The following is a 13,806-nucleotide window of genomic DNA, read 5'->3' on the forward strand; positions in this document are numbered from 1 at the left end:
TGTGATATTTTGTGGACAAAGATAATTCTGAAGAGGTTACATACATAATAATCACGGTTTAAAAAACTGTTTTTTTGTTACTGATATACGGTTACGTTAATTATTTGTGTATGTTTGCACTCGATTTCTAAAAAGTGAAAAGTGATTATGCAAAAGAATCTGGTAATAGTGGAGTCACCCGCCAAGGCAAAAACCATTGAAAAGTTCCTCGGAAAAGATTTTAAGGTTATGTCGAGTTACGGGCACATCCGCGATTTGAAGACAAAAGATTTTAGTATAGATATTGAGAACAATTATGCTCCTCAATATGTGGTTCCGGCTGATAAGAAGAAGCTGGTTTCCGAATTAAAATCCGAAGCAAAAGCAGCCGAGCAGGTATGGCTCGCATCCGATGAGGACCGTGAAGGAGAAGCTATATCCTGGCATCTGTACGAAGTTTTGGGATTGAAGCCGGAAAATACAAAACGTATTGTCTTCCACGAAATTACCAAGAATGCCATTTTGCACGCTATTGAAACGCCGCGCGATATAAACATCGATCTGGTAAATGCTCAGCAGGCACGTCGTGTATTAGACCGTATCGTGGGTTTCGAGCTGTCCCCCATTCTATGGAGGAAGGTGAAGCCGGCTTTATCCGCCGGTCGTGTACAGTCGGTGGCTGTCCGCCTGATTGTTGAACGCGAACGTGAGATCAACGATTTCGTTTCGGAAGCGGCTTACCGTGTAATTGCCAATTTCATCCTTCCGGACGGAACAACAATATTGAAAGCGGAACTGAATAAGCGTTTGAAAGATAAGAAAGAGGTTATGGAGTTCCTTGAATCCTGTAAGGCCGCTTCTTTCACTATCGACGAGATCACTAAGAAACCTGTTAAGAAATCACCGGCACCTCCTTTTACGACATCTACTTTGCAACAGGAAGCGGCCCGTAAACTGGGTTATTCCGTATCGCAGACTATGATGATCGCACAACGTCTGTATGAATCAGGATTGATAACCTATATGCGTACCGACTCGGTGAACCTGAGTGACTTGGCTCTGGGAACGGCTAAAGAAGCGATCCTGGAAACGTACGGAGAAAAGTATCATAAGTTCCGCCAGTACCATACCAAGAGTAAGGGGGCACAGGAAGCGCACGAGGCAATCCGTCCTACCTATATAAGTAATGTAGAGATAAGCGGTTCCGCACAGGAAAAGAAATTGTATGAGCTGATCCGTAAACGGACAATTGCGTCTCAGATGGCTGATGCCGAACTGGAACGTACAACGATCTCCGTTTGTATCAATAATAAGAAAGAAAAATTCGTGGCGGTGGGTGAAGTTATCACCTTCGACGGTTTCCTTCAGGTATATCGCGAAAGCTACGACGATGATAACGACAAAGAACAGGATAAGGAAAACGGTTTGTTGCCTCCTGTAGAACTGCACGAAGTGCTGACATTGAATGATATCGTGGCTACGGAACGTTTCACACAGCGTCCGCCGCGTTATACGGAAGCCAGCCTTGTACGCCGCCTGGAAGAACTTGGTATCGGTCGTCCTTCTACTTATGCTCCGACTATTCAGACGATCCAGAATCGCGAATATGTGGTAAAAGGTGACAAGGAAGGTACGGAACGTACATATAGTGTCGTAACACTGGCTAAAGGAAAGATCAAAGATGCTGAAAAGAAAGAGGTAGTAGGGGCAGACCGCAATAAGTTGATGCCTACGGATATCGGTACAGTTGTCAACGACTTTCTGATGGAATACTTCCCGTCTGTAATGGATTATAATTTTACAGCCAGTGTTGAAAAAGAATTCGATGCTGTGGCTGAAGGCGATATGATCTGGACAAAAGCGATAGACAAGTTTTATAAGATGTTCCATCCGATCGTGGAAGAAACAGCCGCTTTAAAGACTGCACATAAGGTCGGTGAACGTGAGTTGGGTATCGATCCGAAAAGTGGTAACCCTGTATTTGTAAAGATCGGTCGTTATGGTCCGGTTGTACAGATCGGCCAGGCACATACTGAAGACAAAGAAGCTCCGAAGCCTCAATTTGCCACTTTGATGAAAGGACAGTCGATCGAGACTATCACATTGGAAGAAGCCTTGAAGTTATTCGATCTTCCCCGCACGATCGGTGAATATGAAGGAAAAGAAATGGTGGCGGCTGTTGGCCGTTTCGGGCCATTTATCCGTCATGACGGTAAATTCATCTCTATCCCGAAAGACCTGAATCCTCTTTCTATCACAGTGGAAGAAGCGATAGTGTTGATCGATGAGAAACGTAAGAAAGATGAACAGCGCTTCCTGAAGAAGTTTGAGGAAGATCCTGATCTGGAAATATTGAATGGTCGTTATGGCCCTTATATTACCTATAAAAAGGCTAATTACCGGATACCGAAGACTGTTACCGAACCGGAAAAACTCACTTTGGAAGATTGTATGAAGATCATCGCTGAAGCGGCAGAGAAGCCGGCAACACCGAAAAAGCGAACAACAAAGAAGAAAGCATAATAGAAAGTGCAATATATAAAAAAGGTTCCTGTTGAATTGATCAGCAGGAACCTTTTTTTATAGGTGATATTTTCGTTCTTACATTCTTTCAGGAACTTCGATACCCAGCAACGACATACCTGATTTTACAATCTTAGCAACGTTGGCAGATAATACCAGGCGGAATTGTTTGATCTCGGCATTCTCTTCACGAAGGATAGAGAAGTCGTGATAGAACTGGTTGTATTCTTTTACCAGGTCGTAGATATAATTGGCAATGAAAGCCGGGCTATATTCTTTACCTGCTTCTTTTACCGTAGTGGCATAGTCGGCAATCATCTGTACCAGTCCTTCTTCTTTCTCAGAAATAGGAGTATTGGCAGGCAGTTGTTCCGGTAATACAATGCCTTGTTCGGCAGCTTTGCGTAAAACGGAACAGATTCGGGCGTAAGTGTACTGAATGAACGGGCCTGTATTTCCATTGAAATCGATTGATTCTTTCGGGTTGAAGGTCATGTTCTTACGCGGATCGACTTTCAGTATGAAATATTTGAGAGAACCCAGACCGACAATACGGGAAATATTGGCTGCCTCTTCCTCTGTCATTTCATCCAGTTTGCCGAGTTCCTGGGATATTTCGTGAGCTGTATTGATCATTTCGTCCATCAGGTCGTCTGCATCGACTACAGTTCCTTCGCGGCTCTTCATCTTTCCTTCCGGCAGTTCGACCATACCGTAAGAGAAGTGTACCAGGCCCTTTCCGAATTCGAAGCCCAGTTTATCGAGCAGGATAGATAATACCTGGAAATGATAGTTCTGTTCGTTACCGACTACATAGATCATTTTATTGATTGGGAAATCGTCGAAACGAAGTTTGGCTGTACCTATGTCTTGTGTCATATATACGGAAGTACCGTCGGCACGGAGCAGCAGTTTCTCGTCCAGTCCGTCTTTGGTCAGGTCGGCCCAGACAGAACCGTCTTCGCGGCGGTAGAAGATGCCTTTTTCAAGTCCTTCCATCACTTTGCCTTTTCCTTCCAGATAGGTTTGTGATTCGTAGTAAATCTTATCGAAGTCTACGCCCATCATTTTGTAGGTTTCATCGAAACCTGCGTATACCCAACTGTTCATCTTTTCCCACAGGGCGCGTACTTCTGCATCGCCGGCTTCCCATTTGCGAAGCATTTCGCGGGCTTCTGCCATCAAGGTTGATTGTGCTTCGGCTTCTTCTTTGGTTAGGCCTTTGGCTTCCAGCTCTTTTAGTTCCTGTTTGTAATGTTTGTCGAATAAGACGTAAAAGTCGCCGATCAGGTGGTCGCCTTTCTTGCCGGATGATTCGGGAGTAATGCCTTCACCCCATTTCTGCCAGGCAAGCATGGATTTACAGATATGGATACCACGGTCGTTTACGATATTGGTCTTTACTACCTTGTTGCCGTTTGCTTTCATGATCTCTGCCAGACTATAACCAAGCAGGTTGTTGCGAACATGGCCTAAATGCAACGGTTTGTTTGTATTAGGAGAAGAATATTCGATCATAACGAGCGGGGACTGTTCCGTCACCGGAATGATACCGTAAGAAGGCTGTGCATTAACTGTATTCAACAGATCGATCCAGCAAGGACCGGCAACAGTCAGGTTAAGGAAGCCTTTTATTACATTGAATTCAGCGATAGCCGGTTCGTTCTTATGCAGGTATTCGCCGATTTCCTGGGCCGTTTGTTCCGGTGATTTCTTCGATGCACGAAGAAATGGGAATACAACCAGGGTAAGATGTCCTTTAAACTCTTTCTTTGTTTTCTGCAACTGTATCTGGCTCACTGAAACTTCAGCTCCATACAGTTCTTTTATGCCGGCAATGATTGCACCGGTAATCTGCTGTTCAATAACCATATTCTTACTATATAATATTCTGATTTTATTTTGTGTGCAAAGGTACGTGATTATTTTCTAAAAACCTGCGTATGGGGTTTTTGAATTAACTGTTTGTTTGCCCTTAATCCGTCTTCCCGAAAGAGGAATATATTGTTTACCTATTTGTTGATAATATTTACAAATCATACAGTTTCGCGATGTTGTTTTTTTCATAAATTGCAAATAAAGTCGTGATGGCTGGCAAGTGTTTCGAAAAACGCAAATGCCAGTATTCGTCCATTTGTTATAGGTTGTAATAGTGAGTGTTAACGCATAATATCAGAAACAACAATAGAATAGTAATTTGTTTGAGAAAAACGATCTTTGTGACTGAAAGAAAGAGTGTTATTTGGGAGGTCGCTTATTATCGGATATTGCGGTTATATCTAAATTAGGTGAAAAGTTAGTGTTGAATAGAACGCGCTAAAACTCTATGAGTATCAAAATCCTTTTTCTTTTAGATAATAATGAGTGCTAAAATCATTAACTGCTTCAATTTGGGCAGGCAATGTAATAGTATTCATAAAACCAGTTTTGGGATACATATTCCGTTAAATATAAAGTCTTATAGATGAAAAGAGCATTTATACTCCTATTTTTCATACTCGGGTGTCTGGCCATCGAGAGTAAAGCGCAGAAAATAGCGCTTAAAAGCAATCTTTTGTACGATGCCACTACGACTATGAACCTGGGTGTGGAGTTTGGATTGGCCCGTAAATGGACATTAGATATTCCTGTCAACTATAATCCGTGGAAACCTGATAACGGCAGACGTTTGCGTCATTGGGGAATACAACCGGAAGTTCGCTACTGGTTCTGCGAAAGTTTCAACCGTACGTTTGTCGGGCTGCATGCCCATTATGCCGATTTCAATGTCGGTAAATTACCCGGTATTTTTAGTGAGAACATGCAAAAGAACCGTTATCAGGGACATTTGTATGGAGGAGGTCTTTCGGTTGGTCATTCCTGGATATTAAAAAAACGATGGAGCATCGAAGCTTCTATCGGTCTGGGATATGCTCGTATAGAATATGAAAAATATCCTTGTGCGGAATGTGGTTCCAAACTGAAAGATACGGGACGGAACTATTTCGGTCCGACGAAAGCGGCTTTGTCTATTATTTATCTGATTAAATAAAAGCAGAATGATGAAAAGAAATATACAATTCATTATATGCCTGTTGGCTTTTATCTGTCTGAATATTCTTCAGGTAAAAGCACAGTCACGTTCTTATGAGGGAAATATTACAGTGAATCCCGTAAGGTTGGAACAGGTAGGTGACTCTCTTTATATAGATATGGATATTGTCCTGAATGGCGTAAAAGTCAAATCAACCCGTGGAGTGGACTTGATCCCGCAGTTGGTTTCTACGGAGAAAGGCTGTAATCTGCCTAAAGTAACAATGAAAGGGAGGGATGAATACCGCGTTTACGAACGTTCGCTTTCTCTCATGAATGCGGCAGAGAAGGCAGGTTATGAAAGACCTTATATCGTTAAGAAAGTAAATAAACCGACAAACGAAACCATCCGGTATCGCTATATCCTTCCTTATGAATCGTGGATGGCTGACGCTCATCTGGAGATGCAGCGGGATGAATGCGGGTGTGGCGAGACGTTATTGATGAAGGTGGAACCGGTTGTAGATCGGGTAACGCTGGAATATATACCGGAGCCCTACGTCATTGTTCCTCATATGGCTTTTATTAAACCGGTGGTGGAAGAGATCAAGCGGCGTGACATACAGGTGGAAAGTTTCCTCGATTTCGAAGTGAACAAGATGGATATCCGTCCCGAGTATATGAACAACCCGCAGGAATTGGCAAAGATCCGTTCGATGATCGACGAACTGAAGTCCGATCCGAGTATCGAAGTGAAAGATCTGGATATTATCGGTTACGCATCACCCGAAGGCTCACTGGCAAACAATAAACGTTTGTCCGAAGGGCGTGCCGTGGCATTGCGCGATTATCTGTTGTCCCGCTACGATTTCTCACGCAGCCAGTATCATACTGTCTTCGGTGGTGAGAACTGGGAAGGTTTGGTGAAAGCGCTTAATACCGGTGATATAGAATATAGAAACGAAATACTGGCGATCATCGAGAATAATCCGGTCGATACAGAAAGAAAAGCAAAGTTAAAGCAGCTTCGTGGAGGAGTGCCTTATCAGTCTTTGCTGAGAAATGTATATCCGCGTCTGCGTGTTGCTGTTTGTAAAGTAAACTTTAATGTAAAGAATTTTGATGTGGAAGAAGCGAAGGTGGTAATCAAAACGCGTCCGCAGAACCTGAGCCTGAACGAAATGTTTATGGTGGCCAATAGTTATCCGGCCGGTTCGCAGGAGTTTGTCGATGTGTTCGAAGTAGCTGTACGGATGTATCCGGAAAATGAGATAGCCAATATGAATGCGGCAGCAGCAGCTATCCTGCGTAATGATCTGGTTGCAGCCGAACGTTATCTGAATAAGGTAAATTCAAAAGAACCGGAATATACCAATTCGCTGGGTGTAGTCGCTTTATTGAAAGGAGATTATAACCAGGCTGAAAAATATTTGAAAGCAGCCGCCGATTCAGGGTTGGAAACAGCCAAAGATAATCTGAATGAGTTGGCGAAGAAAAAGGTGAATATTGCTGAGATAAAGGAGAAAATGAGATAAATAAATGAGTAAAAATTAGTAATTAAATTTGAGTGAAATGAAAAAGAAGTATTTTTTAATGTGTGCACTGGCAGGCTTTATGTTTGCATCGTGTAGTGAAAGTCTACCGGATGGTGGAGATGATGGTGGCGGTGGTAATACAGGTGGAGACGCCTGGGTTTCGCTGAATATTCAGACAGCGGGAACTACCAAGGCTTTGCATGATCCTGATCAGGAAAATGGTACGGCTGAAGAAACAAAAGTCGATAAGATAATGGCTATTTTCTTTGATGATCATCTTACGGTAGCTAATTCAAATAATCCTAATCTGGTAAGTGTTGTGTCATGGGATACCGGAGATGCAGAAATAGGTGATCCGGGACAGCCTGTCGGAAAACCTACAAAAGCATTTAAGGTGGATAAGACTTCGAAAGCATTTTTGATTGTATTAAATCCATCTGCAGCTTTTGAAGCAAATGTAGCTTCAGCTAGTGATTTTACTACTGTAAATCAGGCAATTACTGGTACTGATGTGAGTTCGGTTATTGGAGGTTCAAGTCAAAATAGCTTTATGATGACAAATGCCAAAGGAAAATTAGAGCCGACAACAATTACAACTTCTGGTAATTCAACTACGGTAGTTGATGATGATTTGGTTACTTATGCAACTGCAGCTGAAGCGGAAACAAACTATTATTCTGTTTCCGTAGATCGTGTTGCGGCAAAAGTTCGTTTGTTTGCAGATACCAACTATCCGGGAAATAGTATGAATATTAATACCGTAGGATGGACTTTGAATGTAACGAATAGAAAATACTACCCGATGTCTGAAAGAGATAAAACATGGTTGGAAGGTACTGTGCGTGGTTGTATCACTCCGTTTGATATCTGGAAATTCGGTTCTTATAGAAAAGACCCGAACTATACAGGACAGAAAGGTACGGCTATCACTGATGCTTCTTATATTGCAGATTATCATTACTATACGCATGCAACGGCTCCGACATGGCAGAATGCTACAGCTGATTCTACTGGTCCTAATGCCTCTAAGACGCCGGCTTTGTATTGTTTGGAAAATACCCAGGTAGCAGCTGATAACTACCAGGCCTACACTACACATGTTTTGTTGAAGGTGGAAAGTCAGCCTAAAGGATTGAAACTTCCGGATAATAAAGATAATTATACTGGTGGAGCTTACGACGGAGATGCCAATAGCGATGCCGATGTGGATGCTTCAGGAAATGTTAAATCAGGAAGTGACTGGATTCAGATTGGTACTAATGGGTATTATTCTTACAAATTGGTTCAGAAGTACATTGAGGCGGAATTAACTTCAAAATATAAGGATAAAGACCCGGATAATTACCTTCAAACTTCAGTTACCAATTCATTTGGTGCTTACATTGATTCTTTAGTGAAATATAATGTATCAGGTGTGACTCCTGTTACTCTTCCTACAGCAGAAGCCTTTAAGGCTAAAATTACTGATTTAACCTATTCTTCAGTGGAAGATGGAGCGAAGCAAATTGCAGCAGAATTCTATCAAGCTGGAGTTATAGCATATGGAGCAGCCGCTTATGGAAATGTATCTTATTACGAAGGTGGAGAAGGTTATCATGTTATTATGATTAAGCATGATAATGATACGGATAACACAAACAATATGTATGGTGAATTTGGTGTGGTACGTAATTCCGTATATGACATTGCTATTAAGGATATAAAGACTCCGGGTTATCCGATTATTCCTGAGCCTGATCCAGAAAAGCCGGATGAGGTAGATGAAAGTTATATTTCTGTACAGATTGATATCAATCCTTGGACCTGGTATAGACAAGAAGTGGATTTATAATTCCTAATGATAAATTCGAGATCATTTTAATATAAAAGAGGGTGTGTCAAAAGTGTTCCGCTCTGTGTTAAGCACGGGGAAAAGATACTTTTTGACACAGCCCCTTTACTTTTAACAAAGAAGTTTCCGGAGACTTGATAAAACTTTGGGATTAATGTTTTGACGGAACAGGCAGTTCTGTCCACCGAATTGGAAATAACGAGAAAAGAGATTGCTCTTTTCCTTTATATATAGAACAATTAGAAAACTAAAAGATATGAGGCTAAAAAACCTATTACGTCATATTACCATGTGGATTCTCCTTATCGGCTCCCTGATAATGACCGCATGCGATAGCTTTAACGAAGATCTGCCGGAGTGCCGTCTATTTGTTAAGTTTAAGTACGATTACAATATGGAATTTACAGACGCATTCCATTCGCAGGTGGATAAAGTGGAGCTTTATGTATTTGATAAAGACGGTAAGTTCCTGTTCAAACAAGCGGAAGAAGGGAGTGCGCTTGGTACGGGTAGTTATCTGATGAGTGTTATGCTTCCTGTTGGCGAATATCAGTTTATGGCCTGGGCTGGTGCACACGATTCTTATGATATAGCTTCATTACAAACCGGCGTATCTTCTATTGAAGATTTGAAACTACAATTGAAACGTGAAGAAACACTTATTATCGATAAAGAACTGGAACCGCTTTGGTATGGGGAGATTAATAAAGTCGATTTTACGGGGACGACGGATCAGACGGAGGTGATTAACCTGATAAAAGATACTAACAAAGTACGGTTTGTTTTTCAGGGAAGCAATGAAGATTCGTGGGGAGTGGATGTGAATGCCTATACGTATGAAATAATCGAATCGAATGGCTATCTGGCACATGATAACTCTTTACTGAAAGATGATAATTTGAGTTATCGCCCTTATCATATTGAACAAAAGAATCTGGCGGCAGGAATTATCGAGCTGAATACAATGCGGTTTCTGAATAACCGCGCAGCTCGTTTTGTGGTGACAGAGAAAGCTACAGGCAGGAAAATGCTTAATATCAACCTGACTGATTTCCTGGTAATGACAAAGATCGAAGGTCATAATATGACTTCGCAGGAATATCTCGACCGTGAAAGTGAATATAAGATCGTCTTTTTCTTTGCAGATAATGATCCCTGGTTGGCTTTGCAGATTAATATCAACGGTTGGACCTGGTATTTCCAGACAGAAGGAGGATTATAACCTCATTTCCTCGATAACGTTCAAAAAGTTTCTTCCGGATGAAACAATAGTTTCAACGGCATGAAACAAAAGTTTCTCCCTAGTGAAACAACTGTTTCATAAGGTAGAAACTTTTTTTATTCAGGCATGTTGTTGTGATTCTGTCCTGTTGTTGCGGAATTCGAAACGTGTATTGCGTCGATATGGGATATGCGGCAGCTGCACGAAGATGGCGGTCGGTAAGTTTCGAATAGCACAAGAGGTCGCCGAATAATGGTTGAAATAGAGTATTCGGAGGCACCTTAGATGTGGTATCAGAACCAAATTTAGGCTGTTAATTGGCTGAAAAGCAGGATCTTTGTAATGTGATAAATGAAACGGGACCGAAGTCCCGTAATCATATTTTGTTTGTAATGAAGATACTCACCTGTTTAATCAGGTAAGTTTAATATTAATACTAGTGTGGGTTCCAGGGGGCAGTGATGTTCTCTGGAATTATTTTTTGTATGACAGAAAAGAGACTTCTCCGGTGAAAAGCCTCTTCGATTGTAAAATATGACGTTACTTATTTAATCATATCGTTTAATTCTGCACCGGCTTTGAATTTAACCGCTTTACGTGCTGCGATTTCAATGGGTTGTTTTGTCTTCGGGTTAACACCTTTACGGGCTGCTTTTTCGGATACAGAGAAAGAACCGAAACCTAAGAGAGCGACTTTGCCACCGGCCTTCAATTCCTGAGATACTGTTTCAACGAAAGCATCGACAGCTTTCTTTGCATCAGTTTTGCTTAAACCGGCTTTTGCCGATACAGCTGAGATAAAATCTGTTTTGTTCATGATGGTTTGATAATTAATATATTAAACAATGATTGTGATAGCCTAAAGGTCGGGTCAAATGTAGTTTTATTTTAATATTCTGCAAAGGAAAACGTTGTTTTTTTTATTGATTTACTATGTTTTAGTACTATTTGGCGGAAAAACAATCAAAATATATTTACCTTTGCCGCAAATTGATATGTATATGATGAATCAAAATAGCTCGGGGTTCTTGAATAGTATACCGCCGGTTACAAAAAACCTTATCATTATAAATCTCCTTTTCTGGGTAGCCAGCCTGGTTTTACCGAAGATGGGGATCGACCTGGTGCAGATTTTAGGTTTGCACTTTCCGGGTGTGAAGGATTTTTATCCGTTTCAGTTTGTTTCCTATATGTTTATGCACGATACGCGCTCTTTCGGACATGTTTTCTTTAATATGTTCGGGGTGTATATGTTCGGACGTGTTCTCGAAAATGTTTGGGGGCCGAAACGTTTCCTTACATTTTATCTGGTGACAGGTATTGGTGCCGGTATTGTGCAGGAATTGGTTTGGGCGTATTCGGTTCAGTCTTTTGCCAGCGCTAACGGTTTGACGCTTTTCGAACTGGTGAAGATGGATCCGTCGCTGAATATGATGGTTACGATCGGAGCTTCGGGAGCGGTGTTCGGTATCTTGTTGGCATTTGCCATGTTATTCCCGAATGTACCTTTGTTCCTGATGTTTATTCCGATACCTATAAAAGCGAAATATTTTGTTGTGTTTTACGGTTTGGCTGAACTATTTATGGGGGTATCCAGTTTTGGTGGAGACACGGTGGCACACTTTGCCCATTTAGGCGGTATGCTGTTCGGTTATTTTATGGTTCGCTACTGGAAAAAGAAAGATGCAGACAATGGAAAGTATTTTTACTAATCTGAAGAATACATTCCGGGCAGGAAATATACTGGCAAAGCTTATATATATAAATGTAGGGCTTTTTATCCTGATCCGGTTGATGGGAGTGATCTTTTTGCTCTTCAATATTCCCGGAATATCCTTTTTGCAATATTTGCAGATGCCTTCGTCGCCCGAACTGTTATTGTATCGGCCCTGGACGGTTATTACTTATATGTTCACTCATTTCGACTTCCTGCATATTCTTTTTAATATGTTGTGGTTGTACTGGTTTGGCGGACTGTTCCTGAGTTTCTTCAGCGAGCGGCAACTGGGCGGGTTATATCTGTTGGGAGGGATTGCGGGAGCAGTCTTGTTTATGCTGGCATATAACATTTTTCCTTATTTCCAGACTGTGGCCTCTTCCAGTTATCTGATGGGAGCATCCGCATCGGTGATGGCTATTGTTTTTGCTGTCTCGTTTTACCGGAAAGACCTTGAGATAAATCTGTTCCTGATTGGGCGTGTCAAATTGATCTATCTGGCGTTGTTCACTTTTGTGATCGATTTGCTGGCTATCACTTCCGATAATGCCGGAGGTCATATCGCTCATATTGGCGGAGCCCTGTTCGGTATCTGGTTCGCGATGCGTATCAAGAAAGGAAAGGATCTGACTGCTCCGATGAACCGTCTGTTGGATTGGGTAGTAAACCTGGGTAAAAGGAAACCCAAAATGAAGGTGACATACAAACGTGCGGAAACTGATTACGAGTATAATGCCCGTAAAAACCGTGAGTCGGCCGATCTGGATGCTATTCTGGACAAACTGAAACGTTCGGGATATGAAAGCCTTTCAGCAGATGAAAAAAGACAATTATTTGATGCCAGTAAAAAATGAGTGAGGGCCTGAAAACACTAAAACTATTATTCAAGTCATTGTTCGTTTTGACCAATGTCCTGATCGTTGTGCTGTTTATCGCTTCGGCCTGGTCGGATCGTGTATCTCCCGATACAGCTCTTGTCTTTTCTTATTTGGGACTGGCTTTCCCTATTCTGTGTGTCCTGAACCTTTGTTTTATTATTTATTGGTTATTCCTGTGGGAGTGGCGTTTCCTGTTGATCGGGTTGAGTGCCTTTCTTCTTTGTTGGGGGCCGGTGAAAAAGTATTTCCCTTATCATAGTCAGACAAAAGATATTCCCAAAGAGAATGTGCTGAAGGTGCTGACGTATAATGTGATGGGTTTTGGCTATAAAGATCATACGAAAGATTCGCCTAATAAGATTATACAGTATATTGCATCTTCAGGTGCCGATATTGTTTGCTTGCAGGAATATGCAGTCAGCAAATCGGATAAGTTTCTGACCCCGAATAAATTGTTTCGGGCATTGGATATGTATCCGTATCGTTCGGTCATTTCGGTTAATTCGTCCGGCTATTTGAGCTCAGGGATAGCTGTTTTTTCCAAGTATCCTATTTCAAACTCCCGGAGAGTAGATTATAAAAGCGATTATAACTGTTCTTCCGTGCATGAACTGAATGTGAAAGGTAAGAAGCTGACATTGATCAATAATCATCTTGAGTCGTTTAAGCTGACGATGGAAGACCGCAGCCGGTATACGGCTTTTATCAAGAATATCAGTACGGATACTTTTGATGGAATAAAAGGTGCTTTGGAGCAGAAGCTGGGGCCCGCTTTCAGGATAAGAGCCAAGCAGGCTGAAGCCGTGGCTGCCGAAATAGCAAAGGCCAAAGGTGATTATGTATTGGTTTGTGGCGACTTTAACGATACGCCGATCTCTTACGCCCATCGGACTATCCAGGGGCCATTGGTTGACTCGTTTGCCGAATCCGGCCGGGGAATGGGAGTAACCTATAATCAGAATATGTTTTTATTCCGTATAGACAATATCCTGCATTCTTCGAATATGAAGTCAATAAATTGTACCATCGATAAGATACGCTATTCAGACCATTATCCTTTGTGGTGTTATCTGACAATGGAAAACTAAAAAGGAGACACCTTTTACGGC

The 13,806-nt window shown here is 41.7% G+C and carries 10 protein-coding genes; 8 read left to right on the forward strand and 2 right to left on the reverse strand.

Annotation, left to right across the window (positions count from 1 at the left end):
- Nucleotides 1-147 precede the first annotated feature (147 nt).
- Nucleotides 148-2,502, forward strand: coding sequence for a type I DNA topoisomerase (gene topA, locus HMPREF1536_RS12970; RefSeq protein WP_028729778.1), 2,355 nt, complete (start codon nucleotides 148-150; stop codon nucleotides 2,500-2,502).
- A gap of 78 nt (nucleotides 2,503-2,580) precedes the next feature.
- On the opposite strand, the gene argS is transcribed toward topA, so the two are convergent.
- Nucleotides 2,581-4,374: an arginine--tRNA ligase gene (argS, locus tag HMPREF1536_RS12975; protein ID WP_028729777.1), complete on the reverse strand. Its 1,794-nt coding sequence runs from the start codon at nucleotides 4,372-4,374 to the stop codon at nucleotides 2,581-2,583.
- A gap of 592 nt (nucleotides 4,375-4,966) precedes the next feature.
- Here argS and HMPREF1536_RS12980 point away from each other — a divergent pair.
- The 4 genes from HMPREF1536_RS12980 to HMPREF1536_RS12995 all read left to right on the forward strand — a co-directional run bounded on the left by HMPREF1536_RS12980 (nucleotide 4,967) and on the right by HMPREF1536_RS12995 (nucleotide 10,102).
- Complete coding sequence (locus HMPREF1536_RS12980; RefSeq protein ID WP_028729776.1) at nucleotides 4,967-5,533, forward strand: DUF3575 domain-containing protein; 567 nt, start codon at nucleotides 4,967-4,969, stop codon at nucleotides 5,531-5,533.
- Between the two features lie 7 nt (nucleotides 5,534-5,540).
- Nucleotides 5,541-7,049, forward strand: a complete 1,509-nt coding sequence (locus tag HMPREF1536_RS12985; RefSeq protein WP_028729775.1) for a DUF3868 domain-containing protein — start codon at nucleotides 5,541-5,543, stop codon at nucleotides 7,047-7,049.
- A gap of 37 nt (nucleotides 7,050-7,086) precedes the next feature.
- Nucleotides 7,087-8,880, forward strand: coding sequence for an Mfa1 family fimbria major subunit (locus HMPREF1536_RS12990; RefSeq protein ID WP_028729774.1), 1,794 nt, complete (start codon nucleotides 7,087-7,089; stop codon nucleotides 8,878-8,880).
- Between the two features lie 256 nt (nucleotides 8,881-9,136).
- Nucleotides 9,137-10,102 (forward strand): FimB/Mfa2 family fimbrial subunit, encoded by a 966-nt coding sequence (locus tag HMPREF1536_RS12995; RefSeq protein ID WP_028729773.1) that lies wholly within the window; start codon nucleotides 9,137-9,139, stop codon nucleotides 10,100-10,102.
- Between the two features lie 544 nt (nucleotides 10,103-10,646).
- Here HMPREF1536_RS12995 and HMPREF1536_RS13000 read toward each other — a convergent pair.
- Nucleotides 10,647-10,919 (reverse strand): HU family DNA-binding protein, encoded by a 273-nt coding sequence (locus HMPREF1536_RS13000; RefSeq protein WP_028729772.1) that lies wholly within the window; start codon nucleotides 10,917-10,919, stop codon nucleotides 10,647-10,649.
- A gap of 184 nt (nucleotides 10,920-11,103) precedes the next feature.
- Here HMPREF1536_RS13000 and HMPREF1536_RS13005 point away from each other — a divergent pair, with 184 nt between their 5' ends.
- The 3 genes from HMPREF1536_RS13005 to HMPREF1536_RS13015 are packed head-to-tail and all read left to right on the forward strand — an operon-like array spanning nucleotide 11,104 to nucleotide 13,785.
- Nucleotides 11,104-11,814: a rhomboid family intramembrane serine protease gene (locus HMPREF1536_RS13005; protein ID WP_028729771.1), complete on the forward strand. Its 711-nt coding sequence runs from the start codon at nucleotides 11,104-11,106 to the stop codon at nucleotides 11,812-11,814.
- A complete protein-coding gene (locus tag HMPREF1536_RS13010) occupies nucleotides 11,795-12,673 on the forward strand; it encodes a rhomboid family intramembrane serine protease (protein ID WP_028729770.1) in 879 nt (292 codons plus the stop codon). The genes HMPREF1536_RS13005 and HMPREF1536_RS13010 overlap by 20 nt, the downstream gene beginning before the upstream one ends.
- Entirely contained in the window at nucleotides 12,670-13,785 is a 1,116-nt protein-coding gene (locus tag HMPREF1536_RS13015; RefSeq protein ID WP_044193352.1) for an endonuclease/exonuclease/phosphatase family protein, read from the forward strand. Before HMPREF1536_RS13010 ends, HMPREF1536_RS13015 begins: the two co-directional genes overlap by 4 nt.
- The last annotated feature ends 21 nt before the right edge of the window (nucleotides 13,786-13,806 follow it).

The organism is Parabacteroides gordonii MS-1 = DSM 23371 (assembly GCF_000969825.1).
GTDB classification, from domain to species: domain Bacteria; phylum Bacteroidota; class Bacteroidia; order Bacteroidales; family Tannerellaceae; genus Parabacteroides; species Parabacteroides gordonii.

Coding starts and splice junctions, on each gene's coding strand:
- topA (WP_028729778.1), top strand. CDS start 148: ATGCAAAAGAATCTGGTAATAGTGGAGTCACCCGCCAAGGCAAAAACC.
- argS (WP_028729777.1), bottom strand. CDS start 4,374: ATGGTTATTGAACAGCAGATTACCGGTGCAATCATTGCCGGCATAAAA.
- HMPREF1536_RS12980 (WP_028729776.1), top strand. CDS start 4,967: ATGAAAAGAGCATTTATACTCCTATTTTTCATACTCGGGTGTCTGGCC.
- HMPREF1536_RS12985 (WP_028729775.1), top strand. CDS start 5,541: ATGATGAAAAGAAATATACAATTCATTATATGCCTGTTGGCTTTTATC.
- HMPREF1536_RS12990 (WP_028729774.1), top strand. CDS start 7,087: ATGAAAAAGAAGTATTTTTTAATGTGTGCACTGGCAGGCTTTATGTTT.
- HMPREF1536_RS12995 (WP_028729773.1), top strand. CDS start 9,137: ATGAGGCTAAAAAACCTATTACGTCATATTACCATGTGGATTCTCCTT.
- HMPREF1536_RS13000 (WP_028729772.1), bottom strand. CDS start 10,919: ATGAACAAAACAGATTTTATCTCAGCTGTATCGGCAAAAGCCGGTTTA.
- HMPREF1536_RS13005 (WP_028729771.1), top strand. CDS start 11,104: ATGATGAATCAAAATAGCTCGGGGTTCTTGAATAGTATACCGCCGGTT.
- HMPREF1536_RS13010 (WP_028729770.1), top strand. CDS start 11,795: ATGGAAAGTATTTTTACTAATCTGAAGAATACATTCCGGGCAGGAAAT.
- HMPREF1536_RS13015 (WP_044193352.1), top strand. CDS start 12,670: ATGAGTGAGGGCCTGAAAACACTAAAACTATTATTCAAGTCATTGTTC.